Genomic DNA, 16,936 nt, shown 5'->3' on the forward strand with positions numbered 1-16,936 from the left:
CCGCGAACGCCCGTCCCGAACCGCTCGCCGGGTCTCAGCCGGGCGTCGTGCCCGGCACGGCCGAACGGCGGGCGTGGAGGGCGAGGACCTCGTCCAGGCGGGAGCCGACGTCGCGGCAGTTCGCGCGGACGACGTCGAGGAACGCGGCGAGCACGGGCGAGGTGTCGTCGGCCCGGAACGACAGCTGCAGGTCCGGGAGGCGGAAGTGCGGCGTGACGTCGCAGAACCAGACGTCCCCGCGGGTGATCAGCCGCATGCGGGCGGGTCCGAGGCCCACTCCGACGTCGCAGGCGGCGAGGCCGATGATCGTGTGCACGTCCCGTGACGTGGTGGCCGCCTCCAGTGCCGTGGTGTCGGCGGCGAACACGCTGCGCAGGTGAGCGGCCACCGCCGGTTCCTGGTCGGGAGCGGACATGATCAGGCGCTCGGCGGCCAGCTGCTCGAAGGTGATCTCGGCGCGCCCCGCGAAGGGGTGGGAGGTGGCCACGACGGCGATGAGGTGGTCGGCCCCGATCGGCACCGTGACGAGACGTTCCGCTCCCGCGCCGCGCGGGTTGCCGCGGCCGACGGCGACGTCCAGGTCGCCCGCGACGAGCGCGGCCGCCGCCTCCGGGCTGCTCATCTCGCGCAGGTCGAGCCGCACGTCCGGCCTGCTCCCGCGGAACCGGCCCAGCACGCCGGGCAGCGGGTCGAGCAGGGCCGAGCCGATGAACCCCATCCGCAGCAGCCCGGTCTCGCCCCGTGCGGCGCGGCCGGCTTCGACCGACGCCGCGCTGATCTCGTCCAGTGCCCGGCGAGCCCGGTTCAAGAAGGCCGTGCCGGCAGCGGTCGGGAACACCCCTCGCGGCGTGCGGTCGAACAGCCGCTGGCCGACCTCGCGTTCGACCGCGGCGATCTGAGCGGACAGCGGCGGTTGTGCGATGCCCAGGGACGCGGCCGCACGGCCGAAGTGCTGGTGCTCGGCCAAGGCGATGGCGTACCGGAGGTGACGGGCTTCCACTCCGCCGATCATACGTAGAAAGTATCGCGGTGGCCCATGTCAGATATGAGAGTGGATGACGGCATCCGGAGCGGATGAGTTGGGACCCGTCCCGCAGTCGTTCCGGAAGGCAGTCATGAACGAGACCACCGTCATCGTGTTCGTGCACGGTGCTTGGCATTCGTCCCTCCACTGGGCCGCGACCCAGCGCGCGCTGACGGCACGGGGGCTGCCCTGCGTCGCCCTCGACCTCCCCGGCCACGGCGCGACGGCACCGCTGCCCTCCGGCTACCTGGAACCAGGGCAACCCGGTCTGGCCACGGAACGGTCCGCGCTCTCCGGGCTCACCACCGACGCGCTCGTCGGCGCCCTGCTCACCGACCTCGCCGAGATCCGCCGCCGGTTCGGCCGCGTGGTGCTCGTGGCGCACAGCGCGGGCGGTGGCCCCGCCTCGGCCGCGGTCGAGCAGCACCCGGACCTGGTCGACCACCTCGTCTACCTGTCGGCCTTCGTGCCCGCCGGACGGCCCCGCTTCGGGGACTACGTCACCGACCCGCGCAACGCCGACGCCGTGCAGGTGCCCCGGGCAGGCGACCCGGACGCCATCGGCGCGTTCCGGATCAACCCGCTCTCCCCCGACCCCGCCGAGATCGAGACGATCCGGCGGGCCTTCCTCGGCGACTGGCCCGAAGACCGCCACGGCTGGCGGCTCACCCTCCACCCCGACGAACCGCTGGCGTCGCTGGCCGGCGAGTTCCCGGTCACCCCCGGCCGGTGGGGACGGGTCGCACGCAGCTACATCCGGCTGACCGACGACCTGGCGCTGCCCCCGGTCACCCAGGACCTGATGATCGACGAGGCCGACCGGACGACCCCGGACAACCCGTTCGCGGTGCACTCCCTGCCCGGCGGGCACTCGCCGTTCCTGACCCGGCCCGACGAGCTCGCCGAACTGCTCGCCCGGATCGCGAAGCAGCGGTGAGGCCCGCCGCACTCGCCGTGCTGCTGTCGGGGACGTTCGTCCAGCTGATGAGCGTCACCGTCATGCAGCTGGCGGTCCCCCGCATCCGTGCCGACCTCGCCGCCGGGGCGGGCGCGGGTCAGCTCGCGCTCGCCGGGTACACGCTGACCTACGCCTGCGCGCTGATCACGGCCGCCCGGCTCGGCGACCGGTACGGCTACCGGCGGCTGTTCGTCCTCGGCACCGGCGTGTTCACCCTCGCCTCGCTGGCCGCGGCCCTCGCCCCCGGAGCGGACGCACTCGTGCTGGCGCGGCTGGTGCAGGGCGCCGGCAGCGGGCTGGTGGCACCGCAGATCCTGTCGTTGATCCAGACCGCGGTGCCCGCCGGCCACCGGGCGCGGGTGCTCGGCCGGTACGGCGCCACGATGGCCATCGCCTCGCTCGCCGGACCGTTGTGCTGCGGCGTCCTGCTGCACCTCGACCCGTTCGGGGCCGGTTGGCGCGTGGCGCTGGCCCTGCCGGTGCCGGTCGGGATCGCCGCGCTGGCGCTGTTCCGGGTCCTGCCGGACGGGCGTGGAGCAGGTGCGGCGAGCCGGGTGGACGCGGTCGGGTCCGCGTTGTCGCTGGCCGGGCTCGCCATGCTGGTGCTGCCACTGACCCTCGGCCAGGACGCGGACTGGCCGGCCTGGACGTGGTGCAGCCTGGTGGTGTCGTCGGCGTTGCTCGCCGCGTTCGCCTACTCGCAGAAACGCGTGCGGCACCCGATGGTGCATCCGGAAGCGCTGTCCGCGGCCACGACGCGGTGGGGAATCGGAGCGGTCCTGCTGTTCAACGCCGGCATCCCGTCGTTCAGCCTCCTGCTGTCGCTGCACCTGCAAGGCGCGTTGCACCGCGACCCGCTCGCCACCGCGCTGACCGTCGCGCCGTACGCGGTCGGAGGGCTGCTGGGCAGCGGGATCGCCGAAACCGCGGCACGCCGGTTCGGCGTGGTGGCCCTGTCCGCCGCGTCCGGGAGCCTCGTCGTGATCTCGCTGCTGGTCGTTCCCGCGCTCGCGGCCCCGGCGCCGGTGCTGTGGGTAGTGCTCGCCGCGGGTGGCTTCGCCTTCGGCCTGTTCACCGCGTCCGCCTTCGCCTTGGTCCTGCGCGAGGTGCCACCGCACGCGGCGAGTTCGGTCTCGGGCCTGCTGCCGACGGCCCAACAACTGGGCGGCACGTTCGGCGTGGCGCTGGCCGGGATGGTCTACACCGCGGGCGCGATGGGTGCGGCGATGGTCTACGAGGCCGTCGTCTTCCTGCTCGCGGCCGCCGCCACGGCGCGTCTGATGTCCGGACGGCGACGCCGCGCCCGACCGCCGGCCAGCACTTTCCCGTTCCGCGTCGATCAACGGGGTTAGGCGGAAGTACGAGGGGTAGTTCCGATCGAGTAGGACACATCCCGGGCTCGAGCGGCGCGGTGGACCCGGCCGTGCCGGGACGTCGTCCACGAGCGTGCCGAGCCCCCAGCGGACCTGCGATGTCATCGGCGCCGTCCTTCGGACTCGCCGGTGGCGCGGGGCACGCGGAGGAGGATCCATGGAATTGACTGCTACGACCACGGTGCGCAAACCCGTGACGGAGGTGTTCGCGTTCTGGCGCGACCTCCAGAACCTCCCGACGTTCATGGGACATCTGGAGGAGGTCCGCACCACCGGCGACCGGACGAGCCACTGGGTCGCCGACGCCCCGTTCGGGCAGAACGTCGAGTGGGACGCGGAGATCGTCGAGGAGGTGCAGGCCGAGAGGATCGCCTGGCGGTCCACCGGCGACGCCGACGTGCCCAACGCGGGCGTCGTCCGGTTCGTGCCCGCCCCGGACGGGGAGAGCACCGAGGTCCACGTCGGACTGGTGTACGACATCCCGGGCGGCGCGATCGGCAAGGCCGTCGCGCGGTACTTCGGCGAGGAACCGCACCAGCAGCTCGACGACGACCTGCGCAGGTTCAAGCAGGTGCTGGAGACCGGCGAGGTCGTCCGGTCCGACGGGGCCCCGTGGGGCAAGCGGGCGCGCAAGGAGTTCCCGCAGCGCCCGGCACAACCGCTGTCGGACGCCGAGCTGGAGAAGGGACCGGACGCATGAGGGCGAACACCTGGGCGGGCCGCAACAAGGTCGAGGTCCGCGACGTGCCGGATCCGAAGATCCTCAACAGTCGCGACGCGATCGTCCGGATCACCTCCACCGCGATCTGCGGCTCGGACCTGCACCTGGTCGACGGCTACGTGCCGACCATGCAGGACGGCGACGTCCTGGGCCACGAGTTCATGGGCGAGGTCGTCGAGGTCGGCTCCGGTGTCGCCGCGGACCGGCTGCGCGTCGGGGACCGGGTCGTCGTGCCGTTCCCGATCGCCTGCGGCGCGTGCGCCGCCTGTGCCGCCGGGCTGTACTCGTGCTGTGAGAACACCAACCCCAACGCCGGGATCTCGGAGAAGATGTTCGGCCACCCCACCGCGGGGATCTTCGGCTACTCGCACCTGACCGGCGGTTTCGCGGGCGGGCAGGCGCAGTACGCGCGCGTGCCGTTCGCCGACGTCGGGCCGTTGAAGATCGAGTCGGACCTGACCGACGAGCAGGTGCTGTTCCTCTCCGACATCCTGCCCACCGGGTACATGGGCGCCGACATGTGCGACATCCAGCCCACCGACGTCGTGGCGGTCTGGGGTGCCGGCCCGGTCGGCCAGTTCGCCATGGACAGTGCCAGGGTCCTCGGCGCCGCGAAGGTCATCGCCATCGACAAGGAGCCCTACCGGCTGCAGATGGCCGAGCAGGCGGGCCACACGCCGGTGAACTTCGAGGAGGTCGACGTCCGGTCCCGGCTGCTGGAGCTCACCGGCGGACGCGGACCGGACAAGTGCATCGACGCCGTGGGCCTGGAGGCCACGCACGGCAGCGCGCACATCTCCGCCTACGACCGGGTCAAGCAGGCCGTGCGGTCCGAGACCGACCGCCCGCACGCGCTGCGCCAGGCCATCATGTCGTGCCGCAGCGGCGGCGTCGTCTCGGTGATCGGCGTCTACGGCGGACTGATCGACAAGTTCCCGGCCGGCGCGTGGATGAACCGCTCGCTGACCCTGCGCACCGGGCAGTGCCACGTCCACCGCTACATGAAGCCGCTGCTGGACCGCATCGAACGCGGGGAGCTCGATCCGACCCGGATCATCACGCACACCCTGCCGCTCGACGAGGCGGAGCGCGGCTTCGAGATGTTCAAGAACAAAGAGGACAACTGCGAGAAGGTCGTCCTCAAGCCCTGACCGAACGCGGACCAGGAAGTCCACAATGGACTTCCTGGTCCGCGGGTCAGCTCCGCAGCTTCTCGCGGCGCGCCTGCTGGCGGTGACCGTAGGCGGCGTTGCGCACCGCTTCGTCACTCTCCAGGCGCGCTCCGAGCGCACCGGCCACGGTCGCGACCGACGCCGCCAGCCACGCCAGTCCCAGGTAGTCGCCCACGGCCGGAGGGTGGCCGAGCTGCTGTCGCAGGACGGACGGTTCGAGCACCAGCACCGCCGATGCGAGCACCACCAGGAACAACGCCACGTACAACGTGGAGATCCCCAGCACCAGCGTGACCACCGTCGTGAGGTTGTACAGCCGCGCCCGCTCCTTCCCGAGCGCGTCGGACGGGCGCTCCCACAGGTCGTGGGTCACGACCAGCCACGTCACCATCGCCGCGATCGACAGCACCATCGCGGACAGCAGCCTCACCACGCTCGACTGCGCGCCGAGCATCCACATGGTCGGGCTGATCAACGTGTACGCGCCCGTGCCGAACGCGGCGACCAGCACGCTGGACAGCCCCATCGCGAGCCGCCACGGCCGGTTCGCCCGGACCATGCCCGCGAACATCCGCAGCCGCCCGCGCAAACCCGGCGCCACGAACCGCACACCGATGTCGTCGGTCGGCGAGTCCACCCGCCGGGCCAACCGGTGCATCGGGACTTCCCGGTCCCTCAGTTCGGCGACGACGGCGCTGACCACGTCACCGGTCTTGCGGCGCAGGCCCCAGCTGCCGAGCGCCGGAAGCGACGCCACGGCGAGCCCGTCGTCGGCGCTGGCATCGGCCACCACCGGGTCGGTGCCCGCTCTGCGCGGCAGGTCGGTCAGGCACACCCAGAGGTCACACCGCTCCTCCACGACCTGATCGCGCACCGCTTCCACCACGTGGCGCACGGAGCCGTGCTCGTCAGCCGCGAAGTGGTCGCACACCGGCACCACCCGCCACTCGACGTCCCCGTCCACGTCACGACTCAGGCGCCGCGGCAGATCTCCGGCCAAGTCCTCCACGATGTCGGTCGCCAGCCCGGGATCGGCGAGCAGACCCAGCACAACGGTTTTCTGCATGCGGCGTCGAGTACCCCGCGAAAACCCGGATACTCGACCGGATTCCCCGACGCGTCACGGAATCCGTCCTGCCGAACGCCACAGCGGCGATGAGCACCGATGTCACCCGAAACCCTCGAGACGTGGGAGAGTTGAGGTCCACGCCGCCTCGGCTCCGCGCCGGAAGGCTTCGCCTCATCTCCGAGCACGTCTCACCGCTCGCCGAAGGTCCGCCCGACTCCACGCCCTCCACCGGGCACCCCCACCAGGGAGACCTCCATCACCGCTCCGGCACTCACCCCCGCCACGGCCGCACCCCGCACGCTCACCGACATCTACGGTCCCGACGTCGCCGTCTGCGCCCGTCCCGCCCAGGAGCCGGCGGTGCCGTCGAGCAGGCACCGCAACACCCGCGACGTCCTGTCCGCCCGTCCCCTCGCCGTGGCCGCCGGCACTCCCGTCATCAGCAGCGCGGGCGGGACCGAACCCAACCTGATCGCCACCCTTCGCGACGGCGGCCTGCCCGTCGGCACCGACGCGCGGGAGTTCCGCACCGAGGCCGAGTTCGCGATCCGCGTGAGCGAAGCCCTGAGCGACGGCCTGCGCCTTTCGATGGAATACCCGCAGCCCACCGGGGTGAGCCCCGACGAACGTTCGGTGAAGAGCGCCGAACTCGTCGGCCACCTCAACAACAAGGCCAGCATCAGCACCTTCGTGGACCCGCGGTTCCAGGCGCGGCGCCAGATCGTCGCCATCGGCGAACTCGCCCACGCCACCCCGGCCGAGAAGTCCTGGGTCCTCAAAGCCGCCACCAACGCGGCCCACGGTGCCAGTCTCGACGTCTACCTGCACCGCGCAGGAGACCGCGTGACGCTGCCCGCGTTCACCGACCTGCTCACCGAGGTCGTCGTCGAGGAGTACCTGGACCTGCACCGCAACTGGGGCGTCCAGCTCTACGTCGCCGCCGACGGGAAGGCCCGCCTGCTCGCCGTCACCGACCAGCGCGTCGACGCCCTCGGCGTGTACGCCGGCGGCCGCTTCGGGCTCGTCGTCCCCCTCCCCGCCGACCTGCTCACCGAGTGCCTCGCGATCGCCCAGCGCGCCGCCGACGTCGGCTACCGCGGCATGTGCAGCCTCGACTGCGCGCAGACGCACGACGGCAGACTGGTCATGCTCGACCTCAACTTCCGCATCACCAGCGGTTCCATCCCCCTGCTGGCGCTGCACACCGTCCGCCCCGACGCCCTCGACCGCCCGTCGGAGTCCACGAAACTCACCACCACAGCACCGATCGCCGCACTGCTGGCCGCGCTGCGTCCTGCCCTGCAACGGGGAGGGCTGCTTGTCACCGGAGGCCACGACACCCGCCGCACCGACCACCCGGTCAGGCTGACCACACTGCACCTGGTCGTCTTCGGAGACGACCCCGGCGACGTCACCACCCGCCGCACCGCGCTCGAAGCCATGTACAACCACTGACGCGTCGCGAGCTCCGGGTTCCGCGGCGAGGAGATCGCGGAACTGCAACCCGTTCTCGGCGAGGACCGGCGTTCGAAGCGGCCCGGCAGAACTGGCCGGTGTTCGTGCCGAACCCGCGGACCACGCGACCTCCGTGCGCAGGCCGCCAGAGGACACGAGGACGCGCATCCTCGAGACCGCCGAACGCATGTTCACCGAGCACGGCGCCTTCTCGGTCTCCCACCGGCAGATCAGCGACGAGGCGGGCCTGGGCGACAACTCGGCGGTCAGCTACCACTTCGGCAGCAAGACCGAGTTGGCCCGGGCCAGCTACCTGCGGCACTACGGACGCGGAACCGGCCCTGCGCGTGGCTGCGGAGCACCACGCCTTCCACGAGGCGCCGTCGACCGCTGGGGCCGTGTTCCGGACGGTGCGGGAGACCCTGGCGCCCGCGGTGCGCTGCCTCGGGGGAACGCTTCCGCGCGACGCCGGCTGAGCCATGCCGACGACCTCGTCGGCCGCGCGTCAGCGGTCCTTCACGTCCGCCACGTTCAGCCGGGGCGGCCAGCTCTCCAGGACCGCGTCGACGATCACTCCCAGGTCGGCGCGCCCGGCGCCACCGGCCGCCTGCACCGCCACCCCGTTGCCGATCATCATGAGGTACCTCGCCAGCAGTGCCGGGTCGGTCTCCGCCGGCAGGTCGCCCTCGTCGACGGCCCGCCGGAAGCGGTCCGTGAGCATGGCCCTGGTCTCGTCGCGCCAGGTGGCCAGCAGTGCGCGGATCACCTGCCCGTCCTCGCCCCCGATCAGGGAGGCCCGCAGGCTGAGGCATCCGGCCGGGTAGCCCGGCAGGGTGGCACTGAGGACCGCGCCGTGCAGGAACTCCATGGCCACACCGCGGGCAGTCGGCTCGGCAACGGCCGCGACGCCGTAGGACGCCGGGCCGTCCGCGTAGCGCGCGAGGGCCTTGCGGAAGAGCTCCTCCTTGTTGCCGAAGACGGCGTACATGCTCGTACGGCTGATCCCCATGGCCTCGGTCAGGTCGGGCAGGCTCGCGCCCTCGTAGCCGTTCTGCCAGAACACCCGCATCGCCTTCTCGAGGGCCTCGTCCACGTCGAAGCTCCGAGGCCGCCCGACGGGCGCGCTGCGCTGGCTGTCCACGTGACCGAGCCTACCAATTCCGTACCGATCGATCCAAAACTGCTGCCGTAATTTAGTACCGATCGATCGGTACGGAATTATGCGCTGGTCAAGCGCGTTACGAGCGGTACCGAACAGAAGAAGGGCTTCATCATGAACGAGCTGATGGGCAAGACCGCCCTCGTCACCGGTTCCACCTCCGGCATCGGCCGGGCGACGGCCATCGCCCTGGCCGCGCGCGGCGCGAGCGTCGTGGTGACCGGCCGCGACGCCGGGCGCGGTGCGGAGGTGGTCCGGGAGATCGAGTCCGCCGGTGGCACGGCCCGCTTCGTCGCGGCCGACCTGACCAGCCAGGAGGACGTGGCCCGGCTGGCCGAGCAGGCGGGCGAGGTGGACGTGCTGGTGAACAACGCCGCGGCGGCCAGCTTCGGCCCCAGCGCCAGCATCACCACCGAGCAGTACGACGCGATGCTCGACGGCAACCTGCGAGCGGTCTACGCGCTGACCGCCGCCCTCGCGCCGAGGATGGCCGACCGGGGCAGCGGCAGCGTGATCAACGTCAGCAGCGGCGCCGCCACGCTCGGTGACCGCTACAACGCCGTCTACGCGGCCACGAAGGGAGCGGTCAACTCGCTGACCCGCGCCTGGGCGGCCGAGTACGGCCCGGCCGGCGTGAACGTCAACGCGGTGGCCCCCGGCCCGGTCTACACCAGCGCCCCCGCCGAGTGGCTGGACAGGTACAACCCGCTCATCCCCCTGCGCCGCGTCGCCCGCCCCGAGGACGTCGCCGAGGTGATCGCCTTCCTGGCGGGCCCCGGCGCGTCGTACGTCAACGGGGCCGTCATCCCCGTGGACGGCGGCCTCACCGCGGTCGAGCCCCCGAAGGCGGAGCTGTCGGCCGCCTGACAGCGCGGTGACGCACGACGTCGAGGACCGGGTCAGACCATCGGGTCGCCGTCGGCGGTCTGATCCGCCTCGACGCACGGCACGTGCACGGGATTCCAGCTGAACCCGTTGTCGTGGAACGGTTCGCGCATCGCCGTGAGCAGGGTGTCCTTGTTGGACAAGTCAGATCTTTCACGCTCCGAGCAGGACTCGTTCACCCGACTGATACCGTGTGGCCGGATCAGCTCGCCTGGACGGCGACTCCCCCGGAGGGTCTGCACAGTGATCGATCCCGGCAGTTCCGCTCCGGCAACGGGAATGTTCGGTCCATATCGGCTGGAGTCACTGCTGGGCCGCGGTGGCATGGGCGAGGTCTACCGCGCCTACGACACCGTCAAGGAGCGCACCGTCGCGGTGAAGCTCCTGCCGGTCGGTCTGGCCTCCGACACCGGGTACCAGGCCCGCTTCCGGCGTGAATCCCAGGTGGCGGCCCGACTGCGTGAGCCGCACATCATCCCGATCCACGACTTCGGCGAGATCAACGGCCACCTGTTCATCGACATGCGCCTGGTCGACGGCCTCGACCTGGGCTCGCTCCTGCGCCGGGAAGGGCCGCTGGACCCGGCCCGCGCGGTGCACGTCGTCGGGCAGATCGGCGCGGCGCTCGACGCCGCGCACGCCGAGAACCTGATCCACCGCGACGTCAAGCCCTCCAACGTGATCGTCGCCGGGACCGGCGCGGACGAGTTCGCCTACCTCATCGACTTCGGCATCGTCCACAGCTCGCTCGACACCACCGCCACGAGCGACACCGCGCTCGGCAGCCCCGCCTACACGGCACCCGAGCGGCTGCAACCGGTTCTGGCCGCGGACGCCTTCCAGAAGGCCGTCGACATCTACGCCCTGGGCTGTGTGCTCCACGAGCTCCTCACCGGGCAACTCCCGTTCCCGTGCGAGAACAACCTGGCGATGATGTTCGCCCACCTCAACACCGCACCGCCACGGCCCAGCGCCGTCCGCCCCGGTCTTCCGCCCGGACTCGACGACGTCGTCACCCGCGCCCTGGCCAAGGACCCCCGGCACCGCCACCCCACAGCCGGAGCACTGGCCGCGGCGGCGCGTGCGGCGCTGGCTCCCCCGCGTCAGGCCGTCCCGGCACCTGCCGTGAACGCGGGAGCGAGGAGACCTGACGGCCGGGCGGTGGAACCGCAGCACACCCGGTTGCTGCCGGACCAGGCCCCTCGCCCGCCGGCCCGGCGTCGTGCGCTCGGCTGGGGCATCGCCGCGTTCGTCCTGCTCGCCGTGATCGCGTCGGCCGTCGTCCTGTACCCGCACCTGCGGTCCTGGACGTCGTCCGCGTCGTCCACCTCCACCACGCCCGTCGCCACGCCGTCCTCCGGGCCGCCCTCCTCCGCCGTCCAGACCACGACGCGCCTGCTGACCATTCCCGCCGGTGGCCCGCTGTTCGGCAACGACGAGGCGCAGGCGAAAGGGCCGGCCATCTGCGAGCAGGTGGGCGGCAAGTTCAACGTCGCGTGGTTCACCCCGGGCCAGACCGTCGGTGAGTACAGCATGGTGACCTGCTCGTTCGTGTTCGAGCCGACCACGAGGCGCGTTCTGGACATCGACGCCGGCGGCCTGATCGCCGACGAGGACGACGCGCGGGACAAGGCCCCGCAGATCTGCGCCAAGGCGGGCGGCACGTGGAACGAGCGGTGGCACGACGTGGTCCCGGGCAAGTACAGCGTGGTCAACTGCACCATCGCGTTCTGAGTCGCCTTAGGACAGACCGATCGCGAACAAATGCATGTTCGCGTTGGACGGCAACGTGATCGACGCGATCCGCTTCCCCGCCGGTGCGTCGAACGGCGCGGTCGCGAAGACCAGCGCGCCGGGCTCGGGACCGTTCGGCCTGTTGCGGTACCCGGCTCGGGCGACGAGCGTGTTGCCGAACACCGGGTCCTGGCCTCCCCCAGGCAGCACCCAGTCACCGAACGACAGGTCGGCCTGGCCCGTGCCGCCGTCGGTGAAGGTCACCGTCGCGGTGGCGCGGTGGTCGCCGTTCGTGGCCGCGCCGATGAACGACAGGCGGGTCGCCGACGTGCCCAGGGTGATCGTCTGCCCGGCGGGAACGACGTTGTCCGGGCGGCCGGCGGGTGCCGCGGGCCAGGTGAACGACGTGCCGGCGGCCTGGTGCGCGCTGCCGCCGACGAGCCCCGCGGCCGCCAGCGACTCCCGGGAGAAGCTGTTCCCGGCGCCGTCGACGTCCGCCGAGCCGGTGTCACCGTCGTCGGAGATGCCGACGTTCGCGTAGGAGGCGGTGAACCCGTTCTTCGCCGCGACCAGCACGATCACCGAGCCGGGCGACGACGTTCCGCCGCCGCGCACGGTCACCGGCACCTCGTGGTAGCCCTCCGGCACGTCCGGCGCGACCGCGACGGTCAGCGTGGTGGTTCCACTGCCGGTCCGGTCGTCCAAACCGAGCGTCTGCGGGCCGGTGACGGTGAGGCCGGCCGGTGCGCCGGTCGTCACCTGGAGCGCTCGGTCGCGGCCGCCGAGGCGTTGCGCGCTCACCTCGAACCGGCCCGTGGCACCGGGTTCGACGGTGATCTGGCTCGTGGCCGCCGCCAGGAACGGCTTCTCACCGTCGCGATAGGACGGTGGGGTGCTGCCCGCGGCCCAGGCCGGGTCCGGGGTCGTGGCGAGCTCGAAGTCCAGCCTGCCGCCGTCCCGGACGGCGTTCTGCGGCAGGGAGGTGCGGTTCCAGCTCCGGCCGTCGAGCTTGAGCCCGTGCACGTACGGTGCGGTCGTGGAGGCCTTGGGCGCCCGGACGTCGATCTCCCGCCCGGTCGGCAGCGAGATCACCGCGCGTTCGAACAACGGGCTGTGCACGACCAGGTCCGGCGTGCCGGGGGTGGCGGGGTAGACACCGAGCGCGGCCCAGACGTACCAGGACGACATCGCGCCGAGGTCGTCGTTGCCGGGTGCGCCGTCGGGCGTCGCGCTGAACGTCGTCGTGGCGATTCGGCGGACGACCTCCTGCGTCTTCCACGGCTGCCCGACGTGGTTGTACAGCCACGGAACCCCGAAGTTCGGCTCGTTGCCGATCCACATGTACGGCTCGTTCGCCCCGATGTTGAGCTTCTGGAAGAACACGTCGAGGCGCTGCGAGACCGCCGCCGGACCACCCATCGCCGTCACGAGTCCCGCCGGGTTCTGCGGCACCATCCACGAGTACTGGGCGGCGTTGCCCTCGTCGAAACCGTTCTGGCCGAACCTGCCGGGCTTCGGCGGCACGTAGCCGGGACCGTCCGGGAACCGGCCGTCCCGGTCGCGTGGCGCGATGTGGTCGGTGATCGGGTTGAAGACGTTCTGCCAGTGCTGGCCGCGCCGGGAGAACCCGCGGGCGGTGGCGTGCTCGCCGATCGCCTGCGCGAACCGGGCGATGGCGAAGTCGTCGACGGCCCACTCCAGCGTGATCGACGCGCCGACGCGGGCGTGGTCGCCGCGGGCGGAGTCGTCGTTCGGCAGGTACCCGCGCTCGACGTACTGCTCGATCCCGGGCCGCTCCTGGTAGGCACCCGGCGTGTGGTCCACCGAGGTCGCACCTTTGACGAGGTACTTGAGCGCTGTCTTCACGTCGAAGTCCCGCGCACCGAAGGCGTGCAGCGTGGAGACCAGCGCCACCGAGCTGTCGCCGGTCATCTGGCCGGTGTAGTCGTTCGCGATCGGCCAGCGCGGCCACCAGCCGCCCTGCACGGCGTCGTTGGTGAGCGACTGCGCCATGTCGCTGGCTTCGCGCGGGAAGAGCATGGCCTGCAACGGCGCCAGCGAGCGGTAGGTGTCCCAGTCGGAGAAGTTGGCGTACTGGTGCCGGCCCTTCGGCAACGTCCTGATCTGGTCGTCGAAACCGATGTAGCGCCCGTCCACGTCGTCGAAGGTGTTGGGGTGCATCAACGAGTGGTACAGCGCGGTGTAGAACGACTTGAGCTGTGCGGTGTCCCGGCCGGCGACCCGGATCTTGCCGAGCGCGCGTGCCCACGAGTCCCTGGTGGACTTCCGGACGGCCGCGAAGTCCCAGCCGGGCACCTCTTCCGCCATGTTGGCCCCGGCGCCGTCGACGCTCACGTAGGACATGGACACCTTCGCCCGCACCACGGTGCTCGAGCCGAAACTCAGGTACGCGCCCGCTCGGGGCGCGTCCGCGCTGTCCGCGCCAGGAGAAACCGTGCGGCCGTCCCAAGTGCCGTGCGCGGTGAACGGCTGGTCGAAGGTGATCTGGTAGTACAGCGTGTATTCGTTGCCCTTGCCGCAGAAGTCGCCGGTGGTGGCCGAGCCGCTCAGCCGACGGTCACCGGTGATCCGCACGTCCGCGCGGGAGTTCCCGGCGAGACTGCCGCCCGCCTTGACGAGCACCTGCGACGCCGACCCGGCCGGGTAGGTGAAGGTGGCGAGACCGGTGCGGGTGCTCGCGGTCAGCTCCGCGCGGACGTCCCCGAGCGTCACCGCGTAGTAGCCGGGCTCGGCCTGCTCGCCGTCGTGGGTGAACTTCTCGGTGCGGTCCCAGGGCGCGGCGCCGACGTCACCGGCCACGGGCAGCACCGGCACGTCACCGAACGCCGTGCACCCGACCGACGCGTGCGTGAGGCTGAAGCCCCTGATGCGGTCGGAGTGGTACTGGTAGCCGGCGTACGAGCCCTGGGTGTCGGGCGAGAACTGCATCATGCCGAACGGCGTCGAGGGGCCCGGGAAGTTGTTGATCTCCCCCACCGTGGCGCCGCCGCGGCCCGTTCCGATCATCGGGTCGACGTACGCGGTCGGATCGGCCACCAGCGGTGACATCGTTGTCGGAGCCGCTACCACGGAGCCGGGTGCGCCCAGCACCGCCGCCACGACCACAGCCACCGCGAGCCTGTACCGCATCGGGCCTCCTTGCCGTTGACGCTGCCTCCTCCGAACCTTCCGGTCGGCACGGGCGGCGTCAACGTTTTGACAAGGACTTGGCTCGTCCAGGTGGCCGGCCAGGTGACAACCATGTCAGCGACACGCCGACCGGGGTCACCGGCCACCGACCCGACGGACGAGGCGGCGCCGGGGCCGACCCGGTCCACAGTCGACAGTCACGGAGCAGCTCCACCACTTCGTCCCGTTGCGGCACTCGGCACCGCTGGGCTGACGCCGGCACACCGAGATCCGACAGAGCCCGTCCTGGCCGGCCCCGCACCCGCGCTTACCCGCATTGGTTCTCCTTAATCCCTGTCTCGCAACAACTTTCTGTTGAGCCGTCCCGGTTTGCCCCGGCTTGTGAGGGGTAGCTGGCACTGCGAACACACGTCGACATTTGAGGAGCCAGTCGTGACCGAGAACCAGACGGGCGGTGTTCGTGACACCGCCAAGCAGGAAGGCGCCGCGGTGGTGGACCACGCCAAGGACGCCGCCGGGGAGGTGCGGGCGACCGCCCAGGACCAGTTCGGCCAGGTGGCGCAGGAGGCCAAGGCGCAGGCGAACCACGTGCTGCACGGTGCGCGGAGCAGGATCGCCGAGGAGGCCGAGCAGCAGGCCAGGAAGGCGTCCGGCCAGCTGGGGCGGATCGCCGACGAACTGAGCTCCATGGCCGACGCCACGCCGCAGGACTCGCTGTCGGCGAGTGCCGTGCGACAGATCGCCGACTCCAGCAGGCAGGCCGCGCGGTACCTGGACGAGCGCGGTGCCCGGGGTCTGCTCGACTCCGCGCAGGACTTCGCCCGGCGCCGGCCCGGCGCGTTCCTGCTGGGCGCCGCGGTGGCGGGGTTCCTCGTCGGGCGCGTCGCGAAGAGCGCCACCGGTCAGCAGCCCGCCGCCGCGCCCCGGCCGGCCCCGGACCCCGGGTTCTCGGCGACGCCCGTCCACCAGGAGGGCACGCTGACCGACGCGCTGCCGTTCGAGGAACGGGGCGCGATCGGCACCGAGCCCGCGCCGCGCGACCCGTACTCGCCGGATCCCGTCGTGTCCGGAGGTGCGCGGTATGTCCAGCCCTGACACCGGTCTGCCGCCCGCTCCCGCCGAACGCGAGTCGCTCGGCGAACTCGTCGGGGACCTGGCGCAGGACCTCTCCCAGTTGATGCGCCAGGAACTCGAACTGGCCAAGGCGGAGATCCGTGAAGAGGCGAAGAAGGCGGGCAAGGCCACCGGCATGCTCGCGGGCGCGGGCTTCGCCGGGTACATGACCGCGGTGCTGCTCAGCCTCGCCCTGGTCTTTGCGCTCGGCGCCGTTCTGCCGCTCGGCTGGGCGGCGCTGATCGTCGCCGCGCTGTGGGGCATCGCCGGTTTCGCCTTGTACAGCAACGGACGCACCAAGCTCCGCCAGGTGGCGCCCAAACCCGAACGCACCGTCGAATCCCTCAAGGAGGACGCCGAATGGGCCCGACACCCGACCAAATAAGGCGCGAGATCGACCACACCAGGGCCGATCTGGTCGACGACGCCAACCGCCTCGTCGACCGCACCAGCCCCAAGCGCATCGCGCAGCGCCGCACGCAGCGGATCCGCAACGGGCTCTCGTCGTTGAGGGACAACATCATGGGCACCACCACCAACGCCACCTCGTCCGTGCAGGACGGGGCGCACCACGCGAAGGAAGCCGTCGCCGACAACGCCGGTCGCGCCGTCGAAGCGGTGCAGGAGGCTCCACGCCAGGCGATCCGCCAGACGCAGGGCAACCCGATCGCGGCGGGCATCATCGCGTTCGGCGGCGGCCTGCTGGTCGCTTCGCTCCTTCCCCGGTCGCAGGCGGAGCAACAGCTCGTCACCGAGGTGAGCGACCGGGCGAGCGACGCGATCGAGCCCGTCAAGCAGGCGCTGACGGAGTCCGCCGAACACCTCAAGGAGGACGTCGGCTCGGACGTCCGCGACGCCGCGGACGAGGTGAAGCAGACCGCCACGGACGCGGCCAGGACCACGGCCGAGCAGGGCAAGGCCTCCGCGCAGGACGTGGCGCAGCACGGTCGCGACGCCGCACGCGAAGTCCGGTCCTGACACGGCCGTGAACGAGGGCCTCGAACTCCGCGGAGTTCGAGGCCCTCGTCGGCTTGCGGCGACACAGCGTCTTTTCTCCCAATGCTTTCACCAGCAAGTGGAATTCATCTCTCCCCAAAAGGACGTACTGCCCGTCGTTTACCGC

General features: G+C 71.5%; 15 protein-coding genes and 1 pseudogene. 11 read left to right on the forward strand and 5 right to left on the reverse strand.

Translation table 11 applies throughout. The features are described 5' to 3' along the window. Positions 1-34: 34 nt before the first annotated feature. Positions 35-1,000 (reverse strand): LysR family transcriptional regulator, encoded by a 966-nt coding sequence (locus BMY74_RS33590; RefSeq protein WP_089922829.1) that lies wholly within the window; start codon positions 998-1,000, stop codon positions 35-37. 115 nt (positions 1,001-1,115) lie between these two features. Here BMY74_RS33590 and BMY74_RS33595 point away from each other — a divergent pair, with 115 nt between their 5' ends. From BMY74_RS33595 to BMY74_RS33610, 4 genes are all read left to right on the forward strand, one after another. Next, positions 1,116-1,961: an alpha/beta fold hydrolase gene (locus BMY74_RS33595; RefSeq protein ID WP_089922554.1), complete on the forward strand. Its 846-nt coding sequence runs from the start codon at positions 1,116-1,118 to the stop codon at positions 1,959-1,961. Beyond that, positions 1,958-3,334: an MFS transporter gene (locus tag BMY74_RS33600; RefSeq protein ID WP_245786497.1), complete on the forward strand. Its 1,377-nt coding sequence runs from the start codon at positions 1,958-1,960 to the stop codon at positions 3,332-3,334. The genes BMY74_RS33595 and BMY74_RS33600 overlap by 4 nt, the downstream gene beginning before the upstream one ends. 178 nt (positions 3,335-3,512) lie before the next feature. Further along, the gene (locus BMY74_RS33605; protein WP_089922555.1) at positions 3,513-4,055 is read left to right on the forward strand and encodes an SRPBCC family protein; all 543 of its coding nucleotides are present in this window, start codon (positions 3,513-3,515) and stop codon (positions 4,053-4,055) included. After that, positions 4,052-5,227 carry a zinc-dependent alcohol dehydrogenase gene (locus tag BMY74_RS33610; protein WP_089922557.1) on the forward strand — a complete coding sequence of 392 codons (1,176 nt, stop codon included), beginning with the start codon at positions 4,052-4,054 and terminating at the stop codon, positions 5,225-5,227. Before BMY74_RS33605 ends, BMY74_RS33610 begins: the two co-directional genes overlap by 4 nt. A 46-nt stretch (positions 5,228-5,273) precedes the next feature. On the opposite strand, the gene BMY74_RS33615 is transcribed toward BMY74_RS33610, so the two are convergent. Further along, positions 5,274-6,314, reverse strand: coding sequence for a hypothetical protein (locus BMY74_RS33615; protein ID WP_143091796.1), 1,041 nt, complete (start codon positions 6,312-6,314; stop codon positions 5,274-5,276). A 363-nt stretch (positions 6,315-6,677) separates the two neighbouring features. On the opposite strand from BMY74_RS33615, the gene BMY74_RS33620 reads away from it, so the two are divergent. Both BMY74_RS33620 and BMY74_RS33625 read left to right on the forward strand, forming a co-directional pair. After that, positions 6,678-7,772, forward strand: coding sequence for an ATP-grasp domain-containing protein (locus BMY74_RS33620; protein ID WP_089922563.1), 1,095 nt, complete (start codon positions 6,678-6,680; stop codon positions 7,770-7,772). A 133-nt stretch (positions 7,773-7,905) separates the two neighbouring features. Further along, positions 7,906-8,067 (forward strand): annotated as a pseudogene (locus tag BMY74_RS33625) (TetR/AcrR family transcriptional regulator); the annotation flags it as partial. Between the two features lie 210 nt (positions 8,068-8,277). On the opposite strand, the gene BMY74_RS33630 reads toward BMY74_RS33625, so the two are convergent. Continuing rightward, the gene (locus BMY74_RS33630) at positions 8,278-8,913 is read right to left on the reverse strand and encodes a TetR/AcrR family transcriptional regulator (protein ID WP_089922565.1); all 636 of its coding nucleotides are present in this window, start codon (positions 8,911-8,913) and stop codon (positions 8,278-8,280) included. Between the two features lie 132 nt (positions 8,914-9,045). Here BMY74_RS33630 and BMY74_RS33635 point away from each other — a divergent pair, with 132 nt between their 5' ends. Next, the gene (locus BMY74_RS33635) at positions 9,046-9,798 is read left to right on the forward strand and encodes an SDR family NAD(P)-dependent oxidoreductase (RefSeq protein WP_089922567.1); all 753 of its coding nucleotides are present in this window, start codon (positions 9,046-9,048) and stop codon (positions 9,796-9,798) included. A gap of 32 nt (positions 9,799-9,830) precedes the next feature. Here BMY74_RS33635 and BMY74_RS46720 read toward each other — a convergent pair whose 3' ends face one another. Further along, the gene (locus tag BMY74_RS46720) at positions 9,831-9,959 is read right to left on the reverse strand and encodes a hypothetical protein (RefSeq protein WP_281245018.1); all 129 of its coding nucleotides are present in this window, start codon (positions 9,957-9,959) and stop codon (positions 9,831-9,833) included. A 136-nt stretch (positions 9,960-10,095) separates the two neighbouring features. Here BMY74_RS46720 and BMY74_RS33640 point away from each other — a divergent pair, with 136 nt between their 5' ends. Next, complete coding sequence (locus BMY74_RS33640; protein WP_089922569.1) at positions 10,096-11,550, forward strand: serine/threonine-protein kinase; 1,455 nt, start codon at positions 10,096-10,098, stop codon at positions 11,548-11,550. Positions 11,551-11,556: 6 nt separating this feature from the next. Here the strand turns inward: BMY74_RS33640 and BMY74_RS33645 are convergent, their stop codons facing one another. Continuing rightward, positions 11,557-14,700, reverse strand: coding sequence for a GH92 family glycosyl hydrolase (locus BMY74_RS33645; protein WP_089922572.1), 3,144 nt, complete (start codon positions 14,698-14,700; stop codon positions 11,557-11,559). Positions 14,701-15,132: 432 nt separating this feature from the next. On the opposite strand from BMY74_RS33645, the gene BMY74_RS33650 reads away from it, so the two are divergent. The 3 genes from BMY74_RS33650 to BMY74_RS33660 are packed head-to-tail and all read left to right on the forward strand — an operon-like array spanning position 15,133 to position 16,791. Beyond that, on the forward strand, positions 15,133-15,795 hold the full coding sequence (locus tag BMY74_RS33650) for a hypothetical protein (RefSeq protein ID WP_089922574.1): 663 nt from the start codon (positions 15,133-15,135) through the stop codon (positions 15,793-15,795). Next, entirely contained in the window at positions 15,782-16,198 is a 417-nt protein-coding gene (locus BMY74_RS33655) for a phage holin family protein (protein ID WP_089922576.1), read from the forward strand. Before BMY74_RS33650 ends, BMY74_RS33655 begins: the two co-directional genes overlap by 14 nt. Next, positions 16,174-16,791: a DUF3618 domain-containing protein gene (locus BMY74_RS33660; RefSeq protein ID WP_089922581.1), complete on the forward strand. Its 618-nt coding sequence runs from the start codon at positions 16,174-16,176 to the stop codon at positions 16,789-16,791. Before BMY74_RS33655 ends, BMY74_RS33660 begins: the two co-directional genes overlap by 25 nt. Positions 16,792-16,936 lie beyond the last annotated feature (145 nt).

The organism is Lentzea albida (assembly GCF_900111005.1).
GTDB classification, from domain to species: Bacteria; Actinomycetota; Actinomycetes; order Mycobacteriales; family Pseudonocardiaceae; genus Lentzea; species Lentzea albida.

What these genes read in the sequence shown, in the direction of transcription:
- BMY74_RS33640 (WP_089922569.1), top strand. Translation starts at nt 10,096, where the DNA reads ATGTTCGGTCCATATCGGCTGGAGTCACTGCTGGGCCGCGGTGGCATG.
- BMY74_RS33615 (WP_143091796.1), bottom strand. Translation starts at nt 6,314, where the DNA reads ATGCAGAAAACCGTTGTGCTGGGTCTGCTCGCCGATCCCGGGCTGGCG.
- BMY74_RS33655 (WP_089922576.1), top strand. Translation starts at nt 15,782, where the DNA reads ATGTCCAGCCCTGACACCGGTCTGCCGCCCGCTCCCGCCGAACGCGAG.
- BMY74_RS33660 (WP_089922581.1), top strand. Translation starts at nt 16,174, where the DNA reads ATGGGCCCGACACCCGACCAAATAAGGCGCGAGATCGACCACACCAGG.
- BMY74_RS33610 (WP_089922557.1), top strand. Translation starts at nt 4,052, where the DNA reads ATGAGGGCGAACACCTGGGCGGGCCGCAACAAGGTCGAGGTCCGCGAC.
- BMY74_RS33605 (WP_089922555.1), top strand. Translation starts at nt 3,513, where the DNA reads ATGGAATTGACTGCTACGACCACGGTGCGCAAACCCGTGACGGAGGTG.
- BMY74_RS33635 (WP_089922567.1), top strand. Translation starts at nt 9,046, where the DNA reads ATGAACGAGCTGATGGGCAAGACCGCCCTCGTCACCGGTTCCACCTCC.
- BMY74_RS33595 (WP_089922554.1), top strand. Translation starts at nt 1,116, where the DNA reads ATGAACGAGACCACCGTCATCGTGTTCGTGCACGGTGCTTGGCATTCG.
- BMY74_RS33645 (WP_089922572.1), bottom strand. Translation starts at nt 14,700, where the DNA reads ATGCGGTACAGGCTCGCGGTGGCTGTGGTCGTGGCGGCGGTGCTGGGC.